The sequence below is a fragment of the Sinorhizobium sp. Y406 genome (assembly GCF_058732025.1).
In genome coordinates this window covers 884,708-910,048 of record NZ_CM178974.1, presented here as the reverse complement: position 1 = coordinate 910,048, position 25,341 = coordinate 884,708, and the positions used below count along the sequence as shown (strand labels likewise).

Genomic DNA, 25,341 nt, shown 5'->3' with positions numbered 1-25,341 from the left:
ATTGCACCGTCCGCGGATCGTTCCGGAGTGAGACATGTCCCGACTGAAGATATCGCATACGCTGATCGCCCTGTTTGTCCTTGTAGCGGTGATCGTCGCCACACTCGCCGCCGCCTCCATCAACGGCGTTCGCATGATGAACGAGCGAAACGGCGAAATCGCCAAAAGCTGGCTACCGCGCGTTTCGCTGGCGCGTGCGCTCAAGACACAGCTCTCAGACACGCGAACCGTCTTTGCCCGGCACCTGATCTCGCTCACGCCCTTCGAAAAGAAGGGCGCAGAAAAAGCGATCGGTGAGGCCGTCAGCGGCTTCGAGAAGCTCGCCGGCGACTATGCCGCCTTGGTGACGTCGGATGCCGACAGGGCCGCGCTCGACAAGGTGCACGCGGCCTACAAGGCCTATCTCGTAGTCGCCGACGGAATGGTGAAACAGTCGAACGACCTCCAGAACATGAAGGCCCAGCATATCTTCAAGGTCGACATGCGGGTGGAAGGCGAGAAGGTGGATGTGGCAATCAGCGAGTTGCTCGATCAGAACCTTGCCGGGGCCGAAGCTGCCGTCGCCGCCAGCGTCGCAACCCACAAGCTGATCATGACGATCGACTCCATCGTTATCAGCCTTGCAGCAGCGATCGTTCTCGGGTCGATCGCCTATGCCGTTCGTGGCGTCGCCCGCCCGATCCAGATCATCACCCGCTCTATGGCGAAGCTTGCCGAGGGGGATGCGGCAAGCAGCATTCCCTACGGCACCCGCAAGGACGAGATCGGCGAGATGGCGCGCGCTGTCGAGGTCTTCCGCCAGGCGGCGATCACCAATCGGAAGCTCGAGGAAGAGGCCCGCATCCAGCGCGCCGAGGCCGAGGCCGAACGCGAAAGGACGACCCGCGACGCCGAGGCAGCGGCACAGCAGCGCCTCCGAGAAGCCACGGCCGGCCTTGCGAACGGCTTGCAGCGGCTTGCCTCCGGCGATCTGGCCTTCCAGCTCACCGAGCCCTTTGCGCCCGATTTCGAGCAGCTCAGGCACGACCTGAACCAGGCGGTCGCCCAGCTCGCCGAGACGCTCGCGGCCGTTTCAGTCAGCTCAAGCAGCATCGACGGCGGCGCGCGTGAAGTCAGCCACAGCGCCGATGACCTCTCGCGGCGCACGGAACAGCAGGCGGCGTCGCTCGAAGAAACGGCCGCCGCACTCGACGAGATCACCGTCAACGTCGCGAACTCCTCCAAGCGCACCAACGAAGCCCGGACGATCGCCGCCCAGGCGAACGAGAGCGCTCACAAGTCCGGCGCGATCGTTTCCGGAGCAATCGATGCCATGGGCCGCATTGAGCATTCCTCCAGCCAGATCTCGAATATCATCGGCGTCATCGACGAGATCGCCTTCCAGACGAACCTCCTGGCGCTCAATGCCGGCGTCGAAGCCGCGCGTGCCGGCGAAGCCGGCAAGGGTTTCGCGGTGGTCGCGCAGGAGGTGCGCGAGCTCGCACAGCGTTCGGCCAATGCCGCCAAGGAGATCAAGGAACTGATCCGCAATTCGGCGAGCGAAGTCGAAAGCGGCGTCCGGCTCGTGCGCGAAACGGGCGAGGCCTTGCGCACCATAGAAGGCTTCATCGTAACCATCAACGAACATATGGATGCCATCGCCGTTTCGGCCCGGGAGCAGTCCGCCGGGCTTTCGGAGGTAAACACCGCCGTCAATCAGATGGACCAGGTTACGCAACAGAACGCCGCAATGGTCGAAGAGGCCAATGCCGCGAGCGCAACGTTGGCGCAGGAGGCCAGCCGCCTGCACGACCTGATCGGCCGCTTCACACTGGCCGAAATCGCAGGTCATGGCTACGGGTCGCGTCACGCCGCATAGCAGACCGCAGCGGCTTACCTCCCATATCGGCAACGGCCCCGCAGGCGGGGCCGTTGCTTTTGCAACTGCCGGTGTTCTCCTTAAGAATTACCGGGTTTTTGTCGACAAGCATGGCGATTGTCACTATCAATAGGGTTGCTGCCATTTGACATGGCCCCTCAACATACAACCATGATGGTCATGAAGAACACATTCGAAGTTTCCGACAAGCTGTTCGAGCTCTATCATCGCATTCATCGTCTGGTGAACGAGTCGATGACGGAGGAAGGCGTCTCGCTTGCCCGAAGCAAGTTCCTGTTCTTCCTGAGCAAACTCGGGCCCTGCCGATCGACCGACATCGCCTGCGCCCTGAATTTCGCGCCGCGCACCGTCACCGAGGCGATCGACGGCCTGGAGCGCGACCGGCTGGTGATGCGCAAGCCCGACCCGGAAGACCGCCGCGCCAAGATCGTTTCCATCACCGATACGGGCCGGGCCGTGCTCGAGGCGGCGGAGCATCCGCGCAAGCAGTTGCTTGAGGAAATCTTCTCAGCACTCGACGACGATCAACTCGACCAACTCTTCGAGATCGTCAGCAAGCTCGTCGTGAAGACCGACGAGATCCGCAAGCGCAAGGAAGCGGCGGAGGATCAGGAGATCGCCGCCGCGCGGTGAACGCGGCATGTTCGCTTAATCCGAGCATGGCGCCATAGGTGCGTTCACGAATCGGAAGAGGCCGGGACGTCATGTCCCGGCCTCTTTCGTTTCTCCCGAGCTGACGCTTACATCGCGTCGATGGCACCGATGGAGAAGAACAGGGTTTCGCCCGAGGAGTCGTCGACGCCATCATTGTCCGTCACGACATAGCCGTTGCCGGCCGCATCGATCGCGAAACCCTCGACCTTGTCGACCACATAGCCATTCAGCGCCTTCAAGTCCGGAATGAGATCGCGCACCTCTTCCTTCCTCACCACCGGCAATTCGCCGCCGAGTGCCGCAGGCTTCAAGTCGGCGAGGGGAACACGGTAGAGCTTCTTGATCTTCGCCGCTTCGCCGATCAGATTGTCGCGCTCGATGACATAGGCGTATTCGCCATGGAGGGCGATTTCCGAGAGACCGACCCAGCCTTCCTCGGACTTGTTGAGCGGGTAGCGCACGGCACCCCACTCCTTGGTTGCCGGCTTATAGGAGACGAGCTTGACGAAGCCTTCTTCGTCATCCTTCCACTCGCGCTGGACCGCCATCCAGAGCGTCTGGTCGTCACTTTTGCCGAGGGCCGCAATCCCTTCGAAGCCGAAGCGAATCTCATTGGCACGCAGTTCCTCCGGAAGCGCGATCTCCTGCTTGATCTCGCCCTTCTTGTTCACATGGAGAATCGCATGGCTGTAATGCTTGTCTGAATTGCCTTCGGAGGCAAGCCAGAAGCCGCCCTCTCCATCGTTGGCGATGGCTTCGATATCGAGCTTCTGGGCGGGTGCGCCGTCCCGGGTGATCGGTCGTGCTTCGGTGATCACCGCCGGCTTCTGCGTGGCGTCGATCGTGAAGATCGTCGGCTGCGACGAGTAGAAGGAATCATTGACCGCGTACAGGAAGCCCGGCTTGTCCGCGGCGGGGGCAAGGCCCGAGAGCGCACTGAAGCCGATCGGCAGGCCGTCCCTTTCCGCGGAGCGTATCTGCGGATAGGCGGCTTCGCCTTCCCCGCGCTCGTAAATCATGACATGCGCCCGGGCGCCGCCATCCTCGATGAGGTCGAGCTCGTTGGCGGTCGCCAGCAGATTGCGGCCCGGTATGGCAATGACGCCCTCGGGCGAGATGCCGGACGGCAGAAGTTGGAGAAGTTCAGGCTCAGCCCCGGTATCCTTGTAGACACCGGCGATCGAAGCGCGTTCCGAAAGCACGAAGAAGAGGTCGTCGTCGCCGAAATGCGCCGCTTCGAGGCCTTCCGGTTCGACACCCTTGGCCGACGAGCGCTTCTCCGGATAGTGGCCGATCGAGGCGATCGCATATTCGAAGCTCGGGCCAGATTCAAAGAGCACCTTGCCCGTTGTGTCGAAGATCGTGAAGCCGCGGGCGCCGCCCTCGTAGTCACCCTCATTGGCCACCACGATCCGCTCGTCGTCGAGCCACTTCACCGCATCCGGCTCGCGCTTGCGGCCGGCCTGCTCACCCGTGAATGAGATTGCGCCGTCACGCTTGGTGTCGATGTTCTTGAGATCGACGGCTCCGGCGGAGAAATGCGTCTTCACCGTGCCGGACTTGCCGTCGAGGATGACGATATGATTGTTCTCCTGCAGCGTCAGCGCAATCTCGTCCTTGCTGTTGAAGGCGACGAATTCCGGTTCCGGATCATCACCGGCAATCTCCGCGAGGCCGATCAGCGCCACGTGTTTGATCGTCGCGCAGTCCGCAACCCCGTCCTTCAGCGACAGGATCACGAGATCGCCCGCCGGCATCTGCGGCATCTGGCCATCATTGAATTCCTCGTCGCGCTCATTCTCGATCGCGACCGCGGCGAGCGTCCCGTCCTTGTTGACCGCCACCGAGTCCGGCTGGCCGCCGAGATCGCAGGTGGCATCCACCTTCTTCGTGGCGACATCGACCACGGCAAGCAGGCCGGAGGGATTGGTGAAGCTTTCGCGCGTGTTGACGGCGACGAGCACTTTTGCGCCGGCTGTCGCGACGGATGTCGGCTCACCATCGAAGGCGACGATGCCGCCGGCCTTCGGCGCCTTGGCATCGGCAATGTCGATGAAGCCGATGCGCTTGCCGGGGCTGTCGGAATAGATGAGGGTGTTGCCGTCCTCGCTCGCCGTGATGATTTCCGCCGAGGTGGGCGCCTTCCGCTCGGCACCCTCGGGGAGATTGTCGGCAACGGGAAAGGATGCGATGCGATTGAAGACCTGTTCGGCCTGAACGGCGGATGTCGTGGATGCGGCAAGGGCTGCGGCCAATGCTGCGGTGATGGAAAATGCTTTCATGTGTCCCTCCTTATCGCGGCGCTCGAGCATTCGCGCCGCTGTGGCATCCGGAATCGGCCGGTTGCCTGACGCCCCGGATGGGAGGTTATTGCAACCGCGCTGTTACAGTCCGATGACAGCGGAGGAAGTTGAAAAGAGGCCCGGCTGGGCCGGGCCTCAAATCGATCTGCCTGCACGCGCTTCGCAAAGCGGCGCAAACGGCAAGGGAACATGAACCTGTCTGGGCCCGCAATCGGCAGCCACCAAGCGTGAATGCCCACCGGCGGTCGCCGGGTTCCGTCGGAACCCGAACCGCCCGATTAGTTGACAGCGTCCTTGAGGCCCTTGCCGGCCGTGAACTTCGGCACGTTGCGAGCCGGGATGTCAACTTCCGCACCTGTGGACGGGTTGCGGCCCTTGGAGGCTTCGCGGCGAGTCACGGAGAAGTTGCCGAAGCCGACGAGGCGGATGTCGCCGCCGTTCTTCAGTTCGCGCTGGATGGTCTCAAAAACTGCATCAACTGCAGAAGACGCATCGGCCTTGGAAAGACCGGCCTTCTCGGCGACAGCAGACACGAGCTCATTTTTGTTCATGTTTCCACCCCTTTCATACTGGTTCGAAACGACTGTGTTCTTAAGCCGGGGCGGCATGTGCATCACCCACGTCTTGCCATTCCCAATTGCGCCTAATCCCTTGGATTGCAAGGCTTGCAGGCTGCTTTACAACAAAAAAGACCGGCGAAATGCCGGTCTTTTTTGATTTTTTGGTCAAACTGCGCCACCCGGGACACACTCCCGTGCCGCTTCGACGTCTTCAGTGGGCGATCGACGCCCCCGCCTCGTCTTGCGAATCGACCGGAGTAATCGAAGCTGCCTCGTTCGACGCATCCCATTCGATCGGCTCAGGGCGCCCGGTCAGAGCGTGTTCAAGCACCTCTCCCATCCGCGACACCGGGATGATTTCAAGGCTGTTCTTCACGTTGTCCGGGATCTCGGCGAGGTCCTTGGCGTTCTCTTCAGGGATCAACACCTTCTTGATGCCGCCGCGCAGAGCCGCCAACAGCTTCTCCTTGAGGCCCCCGATTGGCAGGACGCGACCACGCAGCGTGATCTCGCCGGTCATCGCCACATCCTTGGAGATCGGGATGCCGGTCATGACCGAGACGATTGCCGTCGCCATAGCGACACCTGCCGACGGACCATCCTTCGGCGTCGCGCCTTCCGGCACATGGACGTGGATGTCGCGTTTGTCGAAGAGCGGCGGCTCGATGCCGAAATCGATCGCGCGCGAGCGGACATAGGATGCCGCCGCCGAAATCGATTCCTTCATGACCTCACGCAAGTTGCCGGTGACCGTCATGCGGCCCTTGCCCGGCATCATCACGCCTTCGATCGTCAAAAGCTCGCCGCCGACCTCGGTCCAGGCGAGACCGGTGACCACGCCGACCTGATCGTCGCGCTCGGCCTCGCCGTGGCGATAGCGCGGCACGCCAAGATAGTCGTGGACGTTTGCCGCCGTCACCTCGACCTTATTGGTCCTGCCCTTGAGGATCTCGGTCACCGCCTTGCGCGCAAGCTTCATCAGCTCGCGCTCAAAGTTGCGGACACCCGCCTCCCGCGTATAGGTCTGGATAACCGCCATCAGTGCGCCATCCGTGACGGAGAACTCGTTAGGCTGCAGCGCGTGATCGCGGATCGCCTTCGGCAGCAGGTGCCGCTTGGCGATCTCCAGCTTTTCCTCTTCGGTGTAGCCGGCGATGCGGATGACTTCCATGCGGTCCATCAACGGCGGCGGAATGTTCAGCGTGTTCGCCGTGGTGATGAACATCACGTTCGACAGGTCGTATTCGACCTCGAGATAGTGATCCATGAAGGTCGAGTTCTGTTCCGGATCGAGCACTTCCAGCAGCGCCGAAGACGGATCACCGCGGAAGTCCTGGCCCATCTTGTCGATCTCGTCGAGCAGGAACAGCGGGTTCGACTTCTTGGCCTTCTTCATCGACTGCACGACCTTGCCGGGCATGGAGCCAATATAAGTCCGACGGTGACCGCGAATTTCGGCTTCGTCGCGCACCCCGCCGAGGGCCATGCGGATATATTCGCGGCCGGTGGCCTTGGCGATCGACTTGGCAAGCGAGGTCTTACCGACGCCCGGAGGGCCGACAAGGCACAGGATAGGGCCCTTGATCTTCGCGGAACGGGCCTGCACAGCCAGATATTCGACGATGCGCTCCTTGACCTTGTCGAGACCGAAATGATCGGTGTCTAGCACCTTCTCGGCGTGATTGAGGTCGGTCTTGATCTTGGACTTCTTGCCCCAGGGCAGGCCCAAGAGCCAGTCCAGATAGTTTCGCACGACCGTCGCTTCCGCGGACATCGGGCTCATCTGGCGCAGTTTCTTCAACTCCGCGTCAGCCTTCTCGCGCGCTTCCTTGGAAAGCTTGGTCTTGGAGATGCGCTCTTCGATTTCGGCCATTTCGTCGCGGCCGTCCTCACTGTCGCCCAGTTCCTTCTGGATCGCCTTCATCTGCTCGTTGAGATAGTATTCGCGCTGCGTTTTCTCCATCTGGCGCTTGACGCGCGAGCGGATGCGCTTCTCGACCTGCAGCACGGAGATCTCGCCTTCCATGAAGCCGAGTGCCTTTTCGAGCCGCATCTTGACGCTGGTCGTCTCCAGCATCTCCTGCTTCTCGACAATCTTGATCGAGAGGTGCGAGGCCACCGTGTCGGCGAGCTTCGAGTAGTCGTCGATCTGGCTTGCGACGCCGACGACTTCCGGAGAAATCTTCTTGTTCAGCTTCACGTAGCTTTCGAATTCCGACACGACCGAGCGGCTCAGCGCCTCGATCTCGACCGGATCTTCTTCCGGTTCGTGGAGCACATGCGCCACCGCTTCGTAGAAATCGTCGCGCTCCGTATAGCGATCGATCTCAGCGCGCGCGCGCCCTTCGACGAGGACCTTCACGGTACCGTCGGGTAGTTTCAACAGTTGCAGGACATTGGCGACCGTTCCCACCTTGTAGATCGCGGAAGGTTCCGGGTCGTCGTCCGTCGCGTTGATCTGGGTCGCCAGCATGATCTGCTTGTCGGTACCCATGACTTCTTCGAGCGCGCGGATCGATTTTTCGCGACCGACGAAGAGCGGCACGATCATGTGCGGGAATACCACGATGTCACGCAGCGGCAGAACCGGATAGGTCGCGCTTTCAGTCGCCGGAGACGTTTTGTTCGTCATGTCATTTCCTTTCCGTCCCGATTTCGGGCCCGTTCCCGGGAGCCTTGGCAGCACTCCCGGCCATCACATTGTCCACGTGAAAGTGGAGTGCGGAAGATGCCTTTTCAAGCCCAGGTGCAATCTCGCTTCCATGAGAATTCCGCCCTACGCTGAAATGCTGTTGCGGACCTTACGACACGGGGACCGGTGCACTGCAACCGGCTTCATTGAATCGTCACATCATCGCGTCGTCGTGGAGGTTTAGCAATAATCGTTTTGCTTGACGACAATGATTTTGCGCCCGAAATTGTTCAAAAATGGGGAGAAAACACGCCAAAAATCAGAAATGGGCCTCGCCGCGGGGTGACCTCGGCCCGTGGTTCGGCCAACCTGGCGCTCGGTCATGAATCTCGTGAAGAAGCCCGCACATGCGGGCTATTCAGTGACAGGAGCAACGCCGTCAAGCCGAGACGTTGGTCTTTTCCTCGGAGCGGTCCGAATAGATGTAGAGCGGCCGCGCCGTGCCCTTGACGACCTCGTCCGAAATGACGACCTCGCGAACGCCCTCGAGCGTCGGCAACTCGAACATGGTGTCGAGCAGGATCTTCTCCATGATTGAACGCAGGCCGCGGGCGCCGGTCTTGCGGACGATCGCCCGCCGGGCGATTTCCCTGAGCGCGTCCTCGTGGAAGGTCAGTTCGACGTCTTCCATCTCGAACAGCCGCTGGTACTGCTTCACGAGCGCGTTCTTCGGCTCCGACAGGATCTGGATCAGAGCGTCCTCGTCGAGGTCCTCAAGCGTCGCCAGCACCGGCAGACGGCCGATGAATTCCGGAATGAGGCCGAACTTGACCAGATCTTCCGGCTCCAGGTCACGCAGGACCTCGCCCACGCGGCGGTCTTCCGGCGCACGAACGGTGGCCCCGAAGCCGATCGAGGTCTTTTCACCGCGGGCGGAAATGATCTTGTCGAGACCAGCAAAGGCACCGCCGCAGATGAAGAGGATGTTGGTCGTATCCACCTGCAGGAATTCCTGCTGCGGGTGCTTGCGGCCGCCCTGCGGCGGCACCGAGGCAACGGTGCCTTCCATGATCTTGAGCAACGCCTGCTGCACGCCCTCGCCCGAGACGTCGCGGGTGATCGACGGGTTGTCAGACTTGCGAGAGATCTTGTCGACCTCGTCGATGTAGACGATGCCGCGCTGCGCGCGCTCGACATTGTAGTCGGCAGCCTGGAGCAGCTTCAGGATGATGTTCTCGACGTCCTCGCCGACATAGCCGGCTTCGGTCAGGGTCGTGGCGTCGGCCATGGTGAAGGGAACGTCGATGATCCGGGCCAGCGTCTGCGCCAGATAGGTCTTGCCGCAACCGGTCGGCCCGACGAGCATGATGTTCGACTTTGCCAACTCGACGTCGCTGCTCTTGGCAGCATGCGCAAGGCGCTTGTAATGGTTGTGCACGGCAACCGACAGGATCCGCTTGGCCTGCTGCTGGCCGATGACATACTCGTCGAGGACCTTGATGATCTCCTGGGGGGTCGGCACGCCATCGCGAGACTTGACCATCGAGGTCTTGTTCTCTTCGCGGATGATGTCCATGCAGAGTTCCACGCATTCATCGCAGATGAATACGGTGGGTCCGGCAATCAGTTTGCGAACTTCATGCTGGCTCTTGCCGCAAAACGAACAATAGAGGGTATTTTTCGAGTCACCGCCGTTGCTACCGCTGACCTTGCTCATTTTCACTTCCTTCCAGCACGCCGGACACCTTCGGAAAGATATCACGGACTACTCAAATCGCCTTGCGCGAGCCCTCATCGCCCGCACGACGTCCCCGGGGAGTACACACCGTTCAGGCAAACTGCCCGACCTTCGGCTGCAACGAGTCTCCCCACTCATAACGCTGCACCTAGAAACCTGCAGCGCTCGCGCGTCTTATCAAACACGCAAAGGCCGATGTAGCACCTTCGATTGCCGCATGTCTTTCGCCCTTTAATCGGGTCGAGGGACATGAAGCAGCACAGCATTTCGGCTCATATTAGCGGCTTTACCCTACCGATAAAGCCCTTCGCCGTTACAAATGCGTCACAATCGCATCTGTGCGGACCAAAATTTCGACTTCAAGCCGTTTCGCCGCCTTCGGCGGCTTCTCGAGACGTGATCACCTTGTCGATCAAACCCCAGTCTAAAGCCTCGTCGGCACTCATGAAATGATCGCGGTCAAGAGTCTGTTCCACCTCTTCATAGGTACGACCGCAATGCCTGACATAAACTTCGTTCAGTCTGCGCTTCATCTTGAGGATGTCGCGCGCATGCCGCTCGATGTCGGAGGCCTGCCCCTGAAAGCCGCCCGACGGCTGGTGAACCATGATGCGCGAGTTCGGCGTCGCGAAGCGCATGTCCTTGTGGCCAGCGGCCAAGAGCAGCGAACCCATCGACGCCGCCTGACCGATGCAGAGTGTAGAAACCGCCGGCTTGATGAACTGCATAGTGTCATAAATGGCCATGCCGGCCGTCACGACGCCCCCGGGTGAATTGATGTAGAGCGCGATCTCCTTCTTCGGGTTTTCCGCCTCGAGGAAAAGTAACTGCGCGCAGACAAGCGTCGCCATGTGATCTTCGACCGGGCCCGTCAGGAAAATGATGCGCTCCTTGAGCAGCCGCGAATAGATGTCATACGACCGTTCGCCGCGGTTGGTCTGCTCGACAACCATCGGCACCAGCGCCATGGCCGTATCAACTGGATTTCTCATATCGAACCTTCATCAGTCGGGCCCGCAATCCCTTCGCGGACCGGGAATCATCGGATAAGCCTCGGCCCCTTACATAGAGTGTCAATGCCCTTCACTTCAAGTCGCGAGCGCTCGATAAGCTTAAAGGTCGCGGCTGCCGGGCCCAAAGCTTTTCATTGGCCGCGCGCCCCTGCCGATAGAACATTTTTCCAACGGCTGCCTCGGCACGCGCATCCATTGGCGCCTTGCGCACAGGCATTCGCGATTGTGCGGTAAACGACCCGTAAATTCGACCGGCAGCAGGGGCGATCAACGGCCAGAGCATGGCGCACCTCAAAGCTGTGATTCCAACGGCAGATAACGGATCGCGCCCGCGATGAGCCGGCGGAACAGGGATGCCTCGGGCTCGTGCCTGAGCAGCCGAGCCACACCATTCGTGCGGTCGCGCCAAACGGGCCGTCCGCCTTCCAGAAGCAGCCTGTAGCTGCGCTCCGGCGATGTCTCTTCGTCGAAGATCGTTTCTAGTTCGGCGGCAAGCGCCCGGTCCGAGAAGATGACCCCCATCTCCGTGTTGAGGGACGCGGATCGCGGGTCGAAATTCATCGAGCCCACATAGCCCGTCAAGCCGTCGACGAGAAACGCCTTGGTGTGGAGGCTCGCATTGCGCGCGCCGAACAGCGACATGCGGTGATGGTCGAGAAAATCGCCGGACGCCTTGAGTTCGTAAATATCGGCGCCGCCGCGAAGCACGCCAATGCGGTATTTCATGTATCCGCCATGAACGGCCGCTACATCGGTCGCCGCAAGCGAATTGGTCAGGACCGCCACCTTCACGCCCTTCGCCGCGAGCGCAGTCAGTTCGCGCGTACCCTCAGCACCCGGAATGAAGTAGGGCGATATGATGCGCAGGTCGCGCTCGGCCGCCTTTATCAGCGGAAAGAGCTCCCGCAGGAGCCAATTCTGCCGCTTCTGCATCAGCGCCTTTTCCGGCGGATCGAAGGCCACGCGAACGCCTTCGCAGCGGTGGAGAGTTCGACTGCCGCAATAGAGACCCGGACCGGCCTCCGCATTGTCGACCTTTTCCAGGTAGAAGCGGGCGCCAGCGGTGCGCGCCAGCGCTTCGAGCGTCTCGCGGAGCGCCGGCAGATAAGCTTTGCGCGGCGTTCTCAGCGCTGCGATCGGCAGAACGGAAGAGCTGTTCCAGTATTGGTCGAACATTTCCGTCACCTGGTCGACCACTGCCCCCGTCATCCAGACATCCAGATCGCGGAAATTGGAGAGTTCCGCCGCGTCGAAATAGGCGTCGCCGATGTTTCGGCCGCCGGAAATCGCCAGGCGCCCATCCGCTAGCCACAGCTTGTTATGCATCCGCCGCGTCGCGCTGAATGCACGAACCGCCATTTCGAAGCCGCGACGGAAGCGGTCAACCCTTGCGCGGCTCGGATTGAAGAGGCGTACCTCGACATTCGGGTGAGCGTCGAGCGAGATGCAGAGGCGGTCATGGATCCCGGCATTGATATCGTCGAGCAGCAGGCGAACGCGCACACCACGATCCGCCGCCTCGATGATCTCGCGCGTCAGCAGGAGACCGGTCAGATCGTCCTTCCAGTAATAATATTGCAGGTCGAGGCTGCGCCCGGCCCGGCGGGCCGAATGGGCCCGTACGACAAAGGCTTCGATATTGTCAGACACCAGGGCTATCGCGCTTTGAGGCAAGCCGTCGGACATGAGCGAGGCAACGCCCCTGTCGATTTCCGTCTCCTCGCCGGCAATCGGCAGGGCAAAGGAAGGCAGCGCATGGGGGCGACGGCCGAACACACCGTACACGTAGACTGTCGCCGCCGCGAGCAGCGCGAAAAGGACGGTGAGGAAGAGCGCAATCCACGACAACATGCCTGCCGCCTACCACATGTCTCCATTAATCGACCTTGATCGAAGGAGACATGCAAGTGCCACCATGGGACTCCATCCCGCGAGTTTACCCCTGAACCCTCTCCGATCTGCGCACAGACGTGGTGGCATTCTTTACACGGGCTCCACGCCGAGGAGCCCCGCGTGGCGTCCGTCCTCGTCCTTGATGGCGGCCTTCAGGTCGATGGATGCCTTGACCGGCAGGTGATCGGAGGCCACCCGCGCAAGCGGCGTGTCGTGCACCGCCACGGAGGTCACGAGTTGGTGGGGGTTGCCGAGGACCCGGTCGAGCGGAAAGAGCGGGAAACGCGACGGAAAGCTTGCGACGGTCCCGTGGGAGGGGTCGAAGAGGGGGTGCAGGAATCGTAAGGACGAGCGCTTGCCCATCCGCCACTCGTTGAGATCGCCGATCAGGAGGGTCGGCCGATCGCCGCCGTCGGCGGCGACCTGCATGATCGTTTCGGCCTGTCGCGCACGGGAGTGGCGGAGCAGGCCGAGATGGGCGGCGATCACCCTCAACGGTCCGACCTGGAGGTCAAGATCGACGACGAGCGCGCCGCGCGGCTCGACGCCGGGGAGGTTCAGCTGCCGCACAGCGGAAACGGCCCCTTCCCTGAGCAAAAGGACATTGCCATGCCAGCCATGGCCTTTTTCAGAAAATGGAGAGATCGGCACCGAAACGAGATGTGCTTCCCGACGCAGGTGATCGAGATCGAGTAGGCCGGCGCGTTCGCCGAATCTCTGATCGGCCTCCTGCAGGGCCACGATATCCGCTCCAAGTTCGGCGATGACCTGGGCGGTCCGCGTCGGATCGAAGCGGCCGTCGATGCCGACGCATTTATGGATGTTGTAGGATGCAATTACGATGTCGCCGCGGCTCACCGCCGCGTCGCGATTGACGACGGTCGGCCGCCGCTTGCGGATCGCTGCCATGATCCCCGCGGACAGTGTACCTTGCGATCTCGCCATGGCGTTCCTTGCTTGCTGCCGCATCATGCGCAAATAAGTTGGTCAGTGCCACCCAAAAAAGTCGACTTTGTGCCCGCCTCGCTTCTACCAACGCTGCTCGCCGATTGCTCTTGCGGCAACGTCGTCCGGCGCAATAGAGATCTATGACATGCATCAAGAGACGAAATCATGACACCAATCTCCATAGACGGCGCCGCCCGGCGCGTTCGCCTCGACGTTCGCGATCCCGATTTCTACCGCAATCCGCTTCCCGCCTATGCCGCGCTCCATGCGGAATGCCCCGCCTTTTTCTGGGAGGAGCCGCGGCAGTGGTGCTTTGCGGGCTACGAGCAGGTGAACGCGCTGCTGCGCGACCGCCGCTTCGGCCGCCAGATCCTTCATGTCGCGACGCGCGAGGAACTCGGCCTTGCCGAGCCGAAGCCGCATCTCAAGGATTTCGATGCGCTGGAGGCGCATTCGCTGCTCGAATTGGAACCGCCGGCGCATACCCGACTGCGAACGCTGGTCAACCGCGCCTTCGTTTCCCGTCAGATCGAGCAGCTGAGACCGGAGATCGAAGCGCTCTCGCATGCGGTCATCGACACATTCGAAAAGGATGGCGAGGTCGAACTGCTGAAGACCTATGCGGAAACGATCCCAGTCACCATCATCGCACGAATGCTCGGGATCCCCTTCGAGGCGGCCCCTCGGCTGCTCGACTGGTCGCACCGGATGGTAAAGATGTATGTGTTCAATCCGAGCGTCGAGACGGAGCTTGACGCCAACCGTGCTTCCGCGGAATTCGCCGAATACCTCAAGGGCATCATCGCCGGGAAACGTGCAGCGCCGGCGGACGATCTGCTCACCCATATGATCACCTCCGAGAAGGACGGCGAGCGACTCTCCGAGGCCGAATTGGTCTCGACGACCGTCCTGCTTCTGAATGCAGGCCACGAGGCGACGGTGCACCAGATCGGCAACGCCGTGCGCACCATCCTCAAGTCCGGCCTTTCCGCCACCGAGCTTTTCGTTAGTGAGGAAACGACGCAGCGCACCGTCGAGGAGTGCCTGCGTTTCGCAGCCCCCCTGCACATCTTTCAGCGTTATGCGCTCTGCGACATCGAGCTCGAGGACGGCATTGCGCTGAAGAAGGGCGACAGGATCGGGCTGATGCTCGGCGCTGCGAACGTCGACCCGCGCAAATTCTCCGCACCCGACACGTTCAAGCCCGACCGCGATGAAGGCGCCAACGTCTCCTTCGGCGCGGGCCTGCACTTCTGCATCGGTGCGCCGCTCGCCCGGCTGGAACTCAACATTGCGCTGCCGATCCTCTTTCGGCGGCTGCCGGGCATTCGGCTGAAAGATGAGCCGCCGGTCAAGGACAGCTTCCACTTCCACGGCTTGGAACGGCTGGATCTCGTCTGGTAATGCAATAGGCCCGGAAGCGCTTCACAATCCGTTAAGCATGGCGTCCTATGCCTTCTTGATGGAATCGCGAGGAGAGCCCTGCCAATGCAGCCAACGATGTTCACGAGCCTGATCGCCGTCGGCCTCGCCCTCAGCGGCTGCCAGAGCGACCTCGCCACGGTTGCCGACACGGCTCTCAGGGGCGCGCCCGGATACCCCGTCCAGCAACGGCCGGACCAGTCCCAGCCAAACACGCCCTCCCAGCCGACGGAGCCGTCCAGACCTACGCCTCCCACAGCGCCACCGGTCGAAGACGTGGTGGAGAAGCCGGCCTGCGATGCGGACATGCAGGCTAAGCTCAAGACGCCGGGTACCGACGCCGTCACGCTTGCCTGCAGCCTTCGCCTGTCCTCATCAGACGTCATCACACATCCGGTCGTCTTCGAAGGCAGTGCTGCCTCCGGTTCCGTTCTCGACTGCGGCGGCGGACTGCTTGACGTGAGTGCCGGCCAATCGCGTAAGGAGAAGACCGCCATTGCGGTCCGCTCCAGGAAGTCGGCGGCCGGCGCGTGGGACGCACCGTCCTCCGTGACCATTCGCAACTGCCGGATCAAGGGCTTCGTGCGGCTTTACGGGCTTGGCGAGAACGCCAATGGTGAGACGATGAAGCTGTCGTCCCGCAACCGTGACCACACGGCCTTCGCCCAGGCCTCGGCGCCAAGGAATGTGCGCCTGGAGAACGTGACCTTCGACGCGCCGGACGGCATTCCCTTTTATGTCGGACCCGGTGTAACCAATGCGGCGCTCGTGAATTCCAAGGTCAATGGCCGTTCGACGGCCGTCGCCGTCTACCTGGACGCCGAGTCCGCCAATAACACGATCAGCAACAACGTCTTCGGCTTGACCACGGAGAAGCGAGAACTGATCGCCATCGACGGTTCGGCCGGGAACAGGATCACCAACAACACATTCGAGCACACAGACAATGGTGGCGTCTTCGTCTATCGCAATTGCGGCGAAGGGGGCGTGATCCGGCATCAGAAGCCGCAATTCAACCAGATCGTCGGTAATACGTTCCGCTACCGCTCATCGTTCCTCGCAAGGCCGGCCGTATGGCTGAACTCGCGCAATGGCTCGAGCAGCTATTGCTTCAAGGATCCCGCCTATCCCTTCGGAAGCAGCGCTAGCAATCTCGATTTCGCCGAGAATAATGTGGTGCGCAACAACCGGCTGGACGGTGGCTCGGCAAGCCTGATCCGGAACGATGATCCGAGCAACGAGGTCAGCGGCAATATCGGGAGCGGCGGCTGGTGAGCTGGGCAAAAACGCGAGCGTTGGTAGGCTCTGCCTAAAGCCGGACGACGTAGTCCTTGCGGGTCGTTTCCACGACTTCCCATGTTCCGTTGAAGCCGGGCCGCAGGACCATGCGGTGGCCGGGCCGCAGATGAACGGCCTCGCCGCCTTCCTCAGTCACGATCGAATAGCCGGAGAGGATGTGGAAATACTCCCATTCTTCATAGATGACCCGCCATTTTCCGGGCGTCGATTCCCAGATGCCGGCATAAAGCCCCCCGGGCGCTTCCTCGATGTTCCAGGTGCGGAATTCAGGCGTTCCTGAAATCAGCCGATCGGGCGCCGGAGCGCCGATCTCCGCTTCGGCCGCAACCGGATCAAATCTCAGCATGTGGCTCATGAGGCACCTCCTTGCTGCAATTCCTTGGCCCTTGGCTTCAGATGTGGCTCGTCACATACCTCTGACAAGCGCCGAATTGAAAACATTCAGTTTTTCTGAAACCGGCTTCAGATACCATTGGTCGATTCCTCAGATACCCGTGATCAGGTGCGGCATCTACATCGCATACCATTGACCAACTCTGCAACCGTACGGCAAGCCCCTGCATTTCCAAGGGAATTCATGACAGATGTGGCTTACGCCGCGCTGGACCTGAAGAACGAGGCCGGGCCTCCCCTTCCCATCTAACTCCAGTCAGTTTCCTGTCCCCCGCTCCGTCGGACTGATCCGCAGCTATCTGCCGGCGATCGCACTGGGGCGGATAGCTTCGTTTCCTCGGGCTCGCCATTAGGCCGAGGCTCCCGTGGGCTAGCCGGGTCCGGCCTCAAACATCAGCGTCCAACACCGGGGGGTGACAAATGCGATTGTTGCCGCGACAGTTGTTATGGATGAACTGATAAGCGTTTAGCTCTGGTGTTGTGGAATATTCCTGAGCGACTTACGTTACTTTAGCGCGAAGATTCGCGGCGGGATGGTATATGAAAGTTGAAACTCAGGAACACGTAGACCACCGCATCGTCTATCTGGTTGATCAGATGGACAGTGTGAGCACCATGCCTGATCCTGGTCCCTCGCACATTGAAATGCATCTAAGCGGTCTTCAGGCTTCGTCCCTGTACCGAAACATTTTCATCCCCGTGTACACGGAGGATGACGAGGCTCGGTTTTTCTTGCAACACCTCCTCGACTACATAAGCAAGACGTTGGACACCGGATTTGCGTCGGCGAAGAACCTTCTGCACTTCGTTGAGGCGAACATCGGTTCAGACGCTCTGACCAGCCTCTTCCGCGATTTGAAGATGAATCAGTCATCGATGCGGTCGATATGCATACTCGACGGCGACCAAATGTCCGATCCAAAGCACCACATAATAGCCTTGCCGGGCGGGTCGCCACCCGATCGCATGTTTTCCATTTTTCTGCGAGAACTGATGACGGGCGAGGCGCATAACGCCTTCTGGCACGAGGTACAGGCCTTCGGTTATTCGAAGCTCACGGCAAGCGACGTATTGAAGGACTTCGACAGTATTGCCGAGAAGATCGCTGAGGAAAAGTCCGCGGGTAGATCGACTCACGGTCTTCAGCGGATTTTGAGCAAGGCTCACTTTAAAGAGCATCGTGCTTTCTACGACCTTGTCAGAAAGGCTTGGCTGGTAAACGAAGGAAGCCAAGCTGCAATTAGGAAGTTCCGCAACGAACTCTTCGCCGCATTTAAGAAGACGGCTGCCTTTCATTCGATTGACGCACGCATATCGCCTCAACTTACAACTGAAGCGGCGGCGTGAACATAGATCGTCAGCACCATTTCGTCTGAATTCTGCGATCTGTCTGCGAGGCATCCGGTGAGCGATTATCGTGAGGTTTCGCCGAACGCCTAATGCGTAGCTAATTGCGCGCTTGCCTTAGCGTTCGTCGAACAGTCCGTCGGATGACCACTGCAGACGCCCAGCCCAATACGCATGCCTCGCCCCCGAACACTCTTCCCGCTCTAGGGGAATATCAATGTCCTAGACAGCTGCAATCGCCCTGTAGGCAAGTCGCGGTGAGACGTGATCCGCGTCTTTACGGTTTGATTGACAACTAGCGCGTCGCCGGCTCAATCTTCGGTAGTTCCATGAGGGCGGCGCTTTGGAAGAGGAAATACGCTTCGGGCCATTTCGGTTAATCCCCGCCAGGCGCAGCCTGTTGAAGGAGGGAACAGCGGTGCCGCTGGGAAGCCGGGCGCTCGACATCCTGTCATTCCTCGCATCGCATCCCGGCGAATTGAAGACCAACGACGAGATCATCAAGCAGGTCTGGCCCAATACGTTCGTCGACGAGGCGAATCTCAGGGTGCATCTATCGGCGCTCCGAAAGGCACTTGGGGATAGCCAGGGCTCTCCGCGGTTCATAAGTAACGTTCCGGGACGCGGATACGCGTTCATCGCCCCTCTGGAACGGGACAACCGGGCAGCGTCCGTACGTGTCGCTCCGCTTGCGAATTCGCACTCCGGACGCTTTCCCGCGCGCATTTTCGGCCGAGAGGAAAGCATCGCCGGAATTGCGGGCCAACTGGCCAAGGAGCGGCTGGTCACGATCTGCGGACCGGGCGGCATTGGTAAGTCAACCCTCGCGAAAGCCGTCTTGTCGAGGTGTGCGGCAGACCTTGACGCTGTCTGGATCGATCTCTCGGAAATCGGGAATGGAGTTCTGGTCCCCACCGTGGTCGCGTCGGAGCTGGGCATCCTGATCCGCACCGACAACATAGTGAGGGACATAAGCGCACATCTCGATGCGCGTAATGTGGTGGTCGTCCTCGACAGTTGTGAGCACGTTGTGGAGCACGCGGCCGAATTCGCTGAAGCGCTGCTGGATCAGACAATATCTCCGCGAGTACTCACAACGAGCCGCGAGCCTCTCCGCGCACGCGGCGAACGCGTCTACCGCCTGCAGCCCTTGGGTCTTCCTCCTTCTGCCGCCACCGCCGCGGCCGCCTTGGTTTCCCCAGCGGTCCAGCTGTTCGTGGATCGCGCCGACGCCTGTCTCGGCGGGTACGAACTTTCGGATGCCGACGCGCCCTACGTCGCGGAAATCTGCTCGAGGCTCGGCGGCATCGCCCTGGCAATCGAGCTTGCCGCGGGCCGCCTTGAGTCCCTTGGCGTGGCCGCGCTGTCACGCTCCCTCTCCGATTGCTTCCGCGTGCTGTCGCGCGGCCGCAGGACGGCGCTTCCCCGGCATCAGACGCTTCGTGCAACGATCGACTGGAGCTATCTGCGTCTCCCGCCGCCGGAGCAGCAGGCCCTGAAAGAACTTTCGGTCCTGCCAGGCGGCTTCACGGGAGGAGCCGCGCGCGCCGTTATCTCCGGCGGCGAAGCCGATGACCTTCTTGCGGCACTCGTCTCGAAATCGCTGCTGGTCGCGGACACCCATTACGGTGAGCCGGTCTATCGCCTGCTCGACACCACCCGCCTCTACGCCTCGGAGAAATTGGCCGACGCCGGAGAGTTCTCCGTTGTCATGTCCAGTTTTTCCGAACACCTCATCGCGTTGCTCGAGGCGGCGGAAGGGGAGATTTATTCCGTCTCGATGGACGAGTGGTCGCAGGATTTCGCGCAGCAGGTGCCTGGCCTTCGCGCTGCGCTCGAGTGGAGCTTCGGCAATTCGGGCGACATCCTCCGAGCGGTACGATTGACCGTGGCCGCTCTGCCCCTCCTCTTCCGCCTTTCCCTACTCGACGAATGTCTGGTCGCCGTAACCAAGGCACTCGGCCACCTCGATGCGCGACCCGATCTCGACGAGCGGAGCAGGATGAAGCTGTATGCTGCGCTTGGATGGCCGCAGATGCGATCCACCGATGCGTCGAAGCATGGCATAGGCGCATGGACGACGGCCTTGCACATCGCGGAAAAGCTGGGCGATGTCGACTACCAGCTGCGCGCCATGTGGGCGTTGTGGGTAGACGCGATAAACCGAGGGGAGCCGAGACCCGCCCTCGAGCTGGTCGGTCGTTATCTGGCAGTCGCGCCATCCTCACCCGATCGGGCGGACGTCATCATCGGACGCCGCATGCATGGAGCAACACTGCACTGGCTCGGCCGACACGCGGAAGCGGTGGACGAGCTCCGGATGATGCTGGCCGAGTACGAGACCGTTCCCGACGGGCGACATTCCGTCCGTTTCCAGTTCGACCAGCGAGTGACCGCGAGGATCATTCTGGCGCGGTGCCTTTGGGTCCTGGGGGAAGAGGACGCCGCCCTCCGCGAGATCGCCGAGACCATCAGGCACGCGCTGGACATCCGCCACCACCTTTCGCTCAGCAACGTCCTGGCGGAGGCGGCATGCCCCATAGCTTTGCTTGCTGGCCGCAACGACCTTGCAGCAGAATACATCGAGCTCCTGCGCGAGCACACGAAGGCGCTGTCACTCGACGTCTGGAACACCTATGCGGACTGCTTCGAGGCCGAACTTCAGCTCAGAACGGGAAAGCCGGGCGAGTGCCTGACACAAATACGCTCGAGCATGGGCGTGCTCGTCGGGGCAGGCTTCACGCTCTTCCAGACGATCTTCCAGACGACGGAGGCCAAGGCTCTTGCCGCCTCAGGCTGCCTGGAAGAGGCACTGGCGGCAATAAATGCCGCGCTCGGCCGCTGCGCCTCTTCTGGCGAGCGCTGGTGCCTGCCCGAGCTTCATCGAGTCAAGGGCCATATAGAAGCCCAGGCGGCGGGCGGTGGACCGTCGGCACTGGCCGCGTTCGAAGCCGCTCTCGAAAGCGCGCTCGTCGACAAGGCGGAGGGATGGAAACGTCTCATCGTGGAGGACATCGCCCAGTGTCGCGCCGCGCTGGCCGCTGCCCAAGCCGACGAGTTTGTCATCGAGCGGCGAGGTGATGGGGGGATGCAGGCACCGCCAATCATTCCCGCGGGCGATCCTTCCGTGCCTTCGTGAGATGCGGATAGAGCGTTCCGTTTACACCGATTTACAACTCTCAACTCGTCCGCCCTCCCCGATCCGTGCACAAATGCCAGGAAGAGGAGAGTGCAAATGGACCATGCCACACCGATCCGCCTTTTGGTCATTCTGTCGGCGGATATGGTCGGAGAGTCCTCGAACGATGAAATACGCATCGAGCGAATTGCACCCGTTTACTACATGTTCAAGGACGTAGAGGCGGACGTCGTTCTCGCCACGCCGACGGGCGGGTATGCCGCGCTTGCCCCCGATCTGCGCCAGTTCCCAAGCGAGGAGCCATGCGTTCAGCGCTTTCTCTCGGATCGCGACGCGAGGGATGACTTTGCCGATACTCTGAGCCTCGATCAGATCGTCATCGACGATTTCGACGCAGCGTTCTGTTTCGGATTTTCAGGCTCGATCTGGGGGGCGGACGGCCTGGGCGTCGCGCCCATGATCCGGGCCTTCCTCGGAGACATGAAGCCCGTGGCGATCATCCCCGGCCGAGGCCTCGACATCGCTGCCGAAGGCGCGGGGAGCGGGTTGCTGGTCGTCGGTGACAGTGGGCAGTCTGCGGCGCTCGCGGCACATGCACTCCTCAACGTGATCGAACTTCGCAGGCAGTTCGCGACGACGGCGTAACTCACTGTCTACACCGCTCCTTTGCACGGATTTACGACACTTAACTCGCGAAAACGCCCTTTCTGGAAGAGGTTGTAATCGTTCAGGCGGACACCGCAAGGGAGATGCAAAATGGATGAACAATCAGTCGTATTCACGGCGGAGGCCACACGGAGGGACGTGCTGCTTGCGGGAGGTTTCGCCCTCGCCGCAATCGTATTGCCCGGCAAAACGTCGGCCGCCCCTCCAGCGACTTCAACCGAGAAGAGGAGTGAGGACATGTCGTTTATCAGGACCGCGGACGGAACGGAAATTTTCTACAAGGACTGGGGACAACGCGACGCCCAGCCCATCGTCTTCCATCACGGGTGGCCGCTGAGCGCCGACGACTGGGACGCCCAGATGATGTTCTTCCTCGACAAGGGTCATCGCGTCATCGCGCATGACCGCCGCGGCCACGGCCGCTCCACGCAGACGTGGTCCGGCAACGAGATGGACACCTATGCGGCCGATGTCGCGGCTCTGACGGATGCGCTCGATCTCAGGGACGCGGTCCATGTCGGCCACTCGACGGGCGGCGGCGAGGTCGCGCATTACGTTGCGCGGGCGAAGCCTGGCCGCGTCTCGAAAGCCGTGCTGATCGGCGCGGTTCCGCCCGTCATGGTGAAATCGGACAAGAACCCCGGCGGCCTGCCGATCGAGGTCTTCGACGGCTTCCGCGCCGCGCTCGTCGCCAACCGCGCCCAGTTCTTCCTCGACGTTCCTGCCGGGCCGTTCTACGGCTTCAACCGTCCCGGCGCAAAAATAAGCCAGGGCGTCATCGACAACTGGTGGCGTCAGGGCATGATGGGTGGCGCGAAGGCGCATTACGACTGCATCAAGGCTTTCTCCGAGACGGACTTCACCGAAGACCTCGAGCGGATAACGGTGCCGACGCTGGTTATGCACGGCGACGACGACCAGATCGTCCCCTACGCCGACTCCGCTCCGCTTTCGGTCAAGCTCCTGAAGAACGGCACGCTCAAGACCTACGAAGGCCTGCCTCACGGCATGTGCACCACCCACCCCGAGATCATTAACGCGGACCTCCTGGACTTCATCCGCGACTGACCCGCCGCCTTCGCGAGGAGAGCTGTGCCCCGACTATCGTTTCGGTGCGGCTCCCCAGCCTGTTTGGCTGACAAGGCAACAACGCATCGAGAAAGGGAACACGGGTGACAACCGTCCTCGCACTGCTCATCGGCATCATCGCGGGCCTCCGTGCAATGACAGCCCCGGCGGCCGTCGCCTGGGCGGCCCAACTCGGCTGGTTTGATGTCTCCGGGACGCCGCTCGCCTTCATGGGATACAGGTGGACGCCCTGGATTTTCACCGCGCTGGCGCTCGTCGAGCTCGTCACCGACCAGCTCCCGAACACTCCGTCGCGCAAAGTGCCGACGCAATTCGGCGCTCGCATTCTCATGGGGGCGCTCGCCGGGGCCACGGTGGGCGCGGCTGGAGGGTCGCTCGCCGGAGGCTTACTCGCCGGCACCTTCGGTGCGATTGCCGGGACGATTGGGGGTGCTGCCGCGCGAGGCAAACTCGCCGCAGCGTTCCGACACGACACTCCGGCCGCCCTCATTGAGGACGCCGCTGCTGTCGGCGGCGCTCTCCTCATCGTGGCGTCCGTACCATGACCGCTCTCAACGCTACTCAAGCGAACAGGAAAGCAAAATGACACAAGGAACAGCCCTTATCACCGGAGCCTCATCAGGCATCGGCGCGGTTTACGCCGAACGGCTGGCCCGCCGGGGTCACGATCTCATTCTCGTCGCCCGTGACTTCGACCGCCTGAAATCACTATCCAACCGTCTGTCGGGCGACCACCGCGTGGTCGTCACTCCTCTGATCGCAGACCTCACCAGCGTGGCCGATCTGGAACGGGTAATTGTGAAGCTTCGCGAGGACGCCGAGATATCCCTGCTTGTGAACTGTGCCGGCATCGGCCCGAACGGCCCTTTGCTGGGATCGGACCCCGACAGTCTCAGCAAGATGGTCCAGCTCAATGTCGACGTCCTGCATTCCCTGACCGCGACGGCGGCGCACACCTTTGCGCACCGCCGCAATGGAACGATCATAAACATAGCTTCCGCGGTGGCGCTGATGCCCGAGCGTTTCAACGCGACCTACGTCGCGACTAAGGCGTTCGTTCTTGCTCTGACGCAGGCGTTGTCCGCAGAACTGGAGCCACACGGCGTCCGGATGCAAACCGTGCTTCCGGGCTTCACGCGAACCGAGATATTCGACAGAGCCGGCATCGACATCGGCGTGATCCCCGCGGACATGATGATGGACGCGGGCGAAATGGTGGACGCAGCCCTGGCTGGTTTCGATCGCGGGGAGGTGGTGACGATCCCCTCCCTCGCCGACAGCGACCTCTGGGAGCAGCATGAAAGGACAAGACGCGACCTCGGGCCGCACCTCTCGCTGAAACATGCGGCCGCACGGTATCGGCCGAGAGGAGAGATGAGATGAGCGATCCAAGAGCAGTGCTATTCACGCGTCGCGACTTTCTCTCAGTCACCGCCGCGGCGGCTTCGGCCGCAGTACTTCCGCCAGCCTTGTACGCCTCCGATTTCCACCGGTTCAAGCACGGCGCGTTCGACATCACCGTCGTCAGTGACGGCTTCATTACACTGCCAGCCGAAATACTCCTGCCAGACGCCACGCCCGAGGAACGGCAGATGATAATGGCAAGGCTCGGCGGCAACGACCAAGGCGCACCTGTGCAGGCCAATATTCCACTCATCCGCCACGGCAACGACCTCATTCTGATTGACAACGGCTCCGGGTCGAATTTCCAGTCCACGGCCGGAAAGCTCGCGGTCAACCTCAGCGCCTTGGGCGTGGACCCCGCGAAGATCACGAAGGTCGTCTTCACCCATGCCCATCCCGATCACTCGGGCGCGACGATCACCTCCAACGGCAAGGTTCTGTATCCCAATGCCCATTACTTCGTCAGCCGGGCCGAATGGGATTTCTGGACCGACAAGAACTTCGAAGCCAAGATGCCTCCAGTCCTGCACGGTTTCGCGCAGGGGGCCCAGCGCGACCTGTTCGCCGTACGGGATCGACTGACACTCGTCAAACCGGGCGAGGAGATCGTACCTGGCATGCTGGTCGTTGACACCCCAGGCCATACGCCAGGTCACATGTCAATCGAACTCGCCGGCGACGAGAACCTCCTCGTCACAGGGGACGCCTGCACCAATGATGTCATCTTCTTCGAGCATCCTTCATGGCATTTCGGCTTCGATACCGACGCGGAGACCGCTCTCAAAAGCAGGCAAATGCTCTTGGATCGGGCTGCGTCCGAGAAGTTGCGGATGCTCGGCTACCACTGGGCATATCCAGGCATCGGGTATGCGGAGCGTCGCGGGAGCGGATATGCGTTCGTGAAGGCATAGGACGTCACTCCCGGTGTGCAGGGCGGCCCGGAGTCCACGAGATCATGCGGC

At 61.4% G+C, this 25,341-nt stretch carries 19 protein-coding genes; 11 read left to right on the top strand and 8 right to left on the bottom strand.

Annotation, left to right across the window (positions count from 1 at the left end; genetic code table 11):
- Nucleotides 1-34: 34 nt before the first annotated feature.
- Nucleotides 35-1,858: a HAMP domain-containing methyl-accepting chemotaxis protein gene (locus tag AC4P1R_RS04340; RefSeq protein WP_069460712.1), complete on the top strand. Its 1,824-nt coding sequence runs from the start codon at nucleotides 35-37 to the stop codon at nucleotides 1,856-1,858.
- A gap of 180 nt (nucleotides 1,859-2,038) precedes the next feature.
- Nucleotides 2,039-2,512, top strand: a complete 474-nt coding sequence (locus AC4P1R_RS04335; RefSeq protein ID WP_069460858.1) for a MarR family winged helix-turn-helix transcriptional regulator — start codon at nucleotides 2,039-2,041, stop codon at nucleotides 2,510-2,512.
- A 107-nt stretch (nucleotides 2,513-2,619) separates the two neighbouring features.
- Here the strand turns inward: AC4P1R_RS04335 and AC4P1R_RS04330 are convergent, their stop codons facing one another.
- The 7 genes from AC4P1R_RS04330 to AC4P1R_RS04300 all read right to left on the bottom strand — a co-directional run bounded on the left by AC4P1R_RS04330 (nucleotide 2,620) and on the right by AC4P1R_RS04300 (nucleotide 13,617).
- A complete protein-coding gene (locus AC4P1R_RS04330; RefSeq protein WP_069460711.1) occupies nucleotides 2,620-4,815 on the bottom strand; it encodes an esterase-like activity of phytase family protein in 2,196 nt (731 codons plus the stop codon).
- Between the two features lie 299 nt (nucleotides 4,816-5,114).
- The gene (gene hupB / locus AC4P1R_RS04325) at nucleotides 5,115-5,387 is read right to left on the bottom strand and encodes a DNA-binding protein HupB (protein ID WP_069460710.1); all 273 of its coding nucleotides are present in this window, start codon (nucleotides 5,385-5,387) and stop codon (nucleotides 5,115-5,117) included.
- Between the two features lie 220 nt (nucleotides 5,388-5,607).
- Nucleotides 5,608-8,028: an endopeptidase La gene (lon, locus tag AC4P1R_RS04320; protein ID WP_069460709.1), complete on the bottom strand. Its 2,421-nt coding sequence runs from the start codon at nucleotides 8,026-8,028 to the stop codon at nucleotides 5,608-5,610.
- Nucleotides 8,029-8,467: 439 nt separating this feature from the next.
- Nucleotides 8,468-9,745, bottom strand: a complete 1,278-nt coding sequence (gene clpX, locus AC4P1R_RS04315; protein ID WP_018239383.1) for an ATP-dependent Clp protease ATP-binding subunit ClpX — start codon at nucleotides 9,743-9,745, stop codon at nucleotides 8,468-8,470.
- A gap of 380 nt (nucleotides 9,746-10,125) precedes the next feature.
- The gene (gene clpP / locus AC4P1R_RS04310) at nucleotides 10,126-10,758 is read right to left on the bottom strand and encodes an ATP-dependent Clp endopeptidase proteolytic subunit ClpP (RefSeq protein WP_069460708.1); all 633 of its coding nucleotides are present in this window, start codon (nucleotides 10,756-10,758) and stop codon (nucleotides 10,126-10,128) included.
- Between the two features lie 312 nt (nucleotides 10,759-11,070).
- The gene (locus AC4P1R_RS04305; protein ID WP_069460707.1) at nucleotides 11,071-12,630 is read right to left on the bottom strand and encodes a phospholipase D family protein; all 1,560 of its coding nucleotides are present in this window, start codon (nucleotides 12,628-12,630) and stop codon (nucleotides 11,071-11,073) included.
- A 132-nt stretch (nucleotides 12,631-12,762) separates the two neighbouring features.
- The gene (locus AC4P1R_RS04300; protein ID WP_069460706.1) at nucleotides 12,763-13,617 is read right to left on the bottom strand and encodes an endonuclease/exonuclease/phosphatase family protein; all 855 of its coding nucleotides are present in this window, start codon (nucleotides 13,615-13,617) and stop codon (nucleotides 12,763-12,765) included.
- 168 nt (nucleotides 13,618-13,785) lie between these two features.
- On the opposite strand from AC4P1R_RS04300, the gene AC4P1R_RS04295 reads away from it, so the two are divergent.
- Nucleotides 13,786-15,024 carry a cytochrome P450 gene (locus AC4P1R_RS04295; RefSeq protein ID WP_069460705.1) on the top strand — a complete coding sequence of 413 codons (1,239 nt, stop codon included), beginning with the start codon at nucleotides 13,786-13,788 and terminating at the stop codon, nucleotides 15,022-15,024.
- 84 nt (nucleotides 15,025-15,108) lie between these two features.
- Complete coding sequence (locus AC4P1R_RS04290) at nucleotides 15,109-16,317, top strand: right-handed parallel beta-helix repeat-containing protein (RefSeq protein ID WP_069460704.1); 1,209 nt, start codon at nucleotides 15,109-15,111, stop codon at nucleotides 16,315-16,317.
- Nucleotides 16,318-16,351: 34 nt separating this feature from the next.
- Here AC4P1R_RS04290 and AC4P1R_RS04285 read toward each other — a convergent pair whose 3' ends face one another.
- Nucleotides 16,352-16,696 carry a cupin domain-containing protein gene (locus AC4P1R_RS04285; RefSeq protein WP_069460703.1) on the bottom strand — a complete coding sequence of 115 codons (345 nt, stop codon included), beginning with the start codon at nucleotides 16,694-16,696 and terminating at the stop codon, nucleotides 16,352-16,354.
- A gap of 578 nt (nucleotides 16,697-17,274) precedes the next feature.
- Between AC4P1R_RS04285 and AC4P1R_RS04280 the strand changes: the two genes are divergently transcribed.
- The 7 genes from AC4P1R_RS04280 (at nucleotide 17,275) to AC4P1R_RS04250 (ending at nucleotide 25,290) form a co-directional block, all read left to right on the top strand.
- Nucleotides 17,275-18,081 (top strand): hypothetical protein, encoded by an 807-nt coding sequence (locus tag AC4P1R_RS04280; protein ID WP_492177455.1) that lies wholly within the window; start codon nucleotides 17,275-17,277, stop codon nucleotides 18,079-18,081.
- A 343-nt stretch (nucleotides 18,082-18,424) separates the two neighbouring features.
- Entirely contained in the window at nucleotides 18,425-21,220 is a 2,796-nt protein-coding gene (locus AC4P1R_RS04275; RefSeq protein ID WP_492177454.1) for an ATP-binding protein, read from the top strand.
- A gap of 96 nt (nucleotides 21,221-21,316) precedes the next feature.
- Nucleotides 21,317-21,865, top strand: coding sequence for a type 1 glutamine amidotransferase family protein (locus AC4P1R_RS04270; RefSeq protein ID WP_069460700.1), 549 nt, complete (start codon nucleotides 21,317-21,319; stop codon nucleotides 21,863-21,865).
- Between the two features lie 258 nt (nucleotides 21,866-22,123).
- Entirely contained in the window at nucleotides 22,124-22,954 is an 831-nt protein-coding gene (locus AC4P1R_RS04265) for an alpha/beta fold hydrolase (protein WP_069460699.1), read from the top strand.
- Between the two features lie 104 nt (nucleotides 22,955-23,058).
- Nucleotides 23,059-23,520 (top strand): DUF4126 domain-containing protein, encoded by a 462-nt coding sequence (locus AC4P1R_RS04260; RefSeq protein WP_106407938.1) that lies wholly within the window; start codon nucleotides 23,059-23,061, stop codon nucleotides 23,518-23,520.
- A gap of 37 nt (nucleotides 23,521-23,557) precedes the next feature.
- On the top strand, nucleotides 23,558-24,358 hold the full coding sequence (locus tag AC4P1R_RS04255; protein WP_069460698.1) for an SDR family NAD(P)-dependent oxidoreductase: 801 nt from the start codon (nucleotides 23,558-23,560) through the stop codon (nucleotides 24,356-24,358).
- Nucleotides 24,355-25,290, top strand: a complete 936-nt coding sequence (locus AC4P1R_RS04250; protein WP_069460697.1) for an MBL fold metallo-hydrolase — start codon at nucleotides 24,355-24,357, stop codon at nucleotides 25,288-25,290. The genes AC4P1R_RS04255 and AC4P1R_RS04250 overlap by 4 nt, the downstream gene beginning before the upstream one ends.
- The last annotated feature ends 51 nt before the right edge of the window (nucleotides 25,291-25,341 follow it).

Coding starts and splice junctions, on each gene's coding strand:
- AC4P1R_RS04305 (WP_069460707.1), bottom strand. CDS start 12,630: ATGTTGTCGTGGATTGCGCTCTTCCTCACCGTCCTTTTCGCGCTGCTC.
- AC4P1R_RS04250 (WP_069460697.1), top strand. CDS start 24,355: ATGAGCGATCCAAGAGCAGTGCTATTCACGCGTCGCGACTTTCTCTCA.
- lon (WP_069460709.1), bottom strand. CDS start 8,028: ATGACGAACAAAACGTCTCCGGCGACTGAAAGCGCGACCTATCCGGTT.
- AC4P1R_RS04265 (WP_069460699.1), top strand. CDS start 22,124: ATGTCGTTTATCAGGACCGCGGACGGAACGGAAATTTTCTACAAGGAC.
- AC4P1R_RS04280 (WP_492177455.1), top strand. CDS start 17,275: ATGAAAGTTGAAACTCAGGAACACGTAGACCACCGCATCGTCTATCTG.
- AC4P1R_RS04300 (WP_069460706.1), bottom strand. CDS start 13,617: ATGGCGAGATCGCAAGGTACACTGTCCGCGGGGATCATGGCAGCGATC.
- AC4P1R_RS04290 (WP_069460704.1), top strand. CDS start 15,109: ATGCAGCCAACGATGTTCACGAGCCTGATCGCCGTCGGCCTCGCCCTC.
- hupB (WP_069460710.1), bottom strand. CDS start 5,387: ATGAACAAAAATGAGCTCGTGTCTGCTGTCGCCGAGAAGGCCGGTCTT.
- clpP (WP_069460708.1), bottom strand. CDS start 10,758: ATGAGAAATCCAGTTGATACGGCCATGGCGCTGGTGCCGATGGTTGTC.
- clpX (WP_018239383.1), bottom strand. CDS start 9,745: ATGAGCAAGGTCAGCGGTAGCAACGGCGGTGACTCGAAAAATACCCTC.
- AC4P1R_RS04270 (WP_069460700.1), top strand. CDS start 21,317: ATGGACCATGCCACACCGATCCGCCTTTTGGTCATTCTGTCGGCGGAT.
- AC4P1R_RS04295 (WP_069460705.1), top strand. CDS start 13,786: ATGACACCAATCTCCATAGACGGCGCCGCCCGGCGCGTTCGCCTCGAC.
- AC4P1R_RS04335 (WP_069460858.1), top strand. CDS start 2,039: ATGAAGAACACATTCGAAGTTTCCGACAAGCTGTTCGAGCTCTATCAT.
- AC4P1R_RS04285 (WP_069460703.1), bottom strand. CDS start 16,696: ATGAGCCACATGCTGAGATTTGATCCGGTTGCGGCCGAAGCGGAGATC.
- AC4P1R_RS04255 (WP_069460698.1), top strand. CDS start 23,558: ATGACACAAGGAACAGCCCTTATCACCGGAGCCTCATCAGGCATCGGC.
- AC4P1R_RS04340 (WP_069460712.1), top strand. CDS start 35: ATGTCCCGACTGAAGATATCGCATACGCTGATCGCCCTGTTTGTCCTT.
- AC4P1R_RS04330 (WP_069460711.1), bottom strand. CDS start 4,815: ATGAAAGCATTTTCCATCACCGCAGCATTGGCCGCAGCCCTTGCCGCA.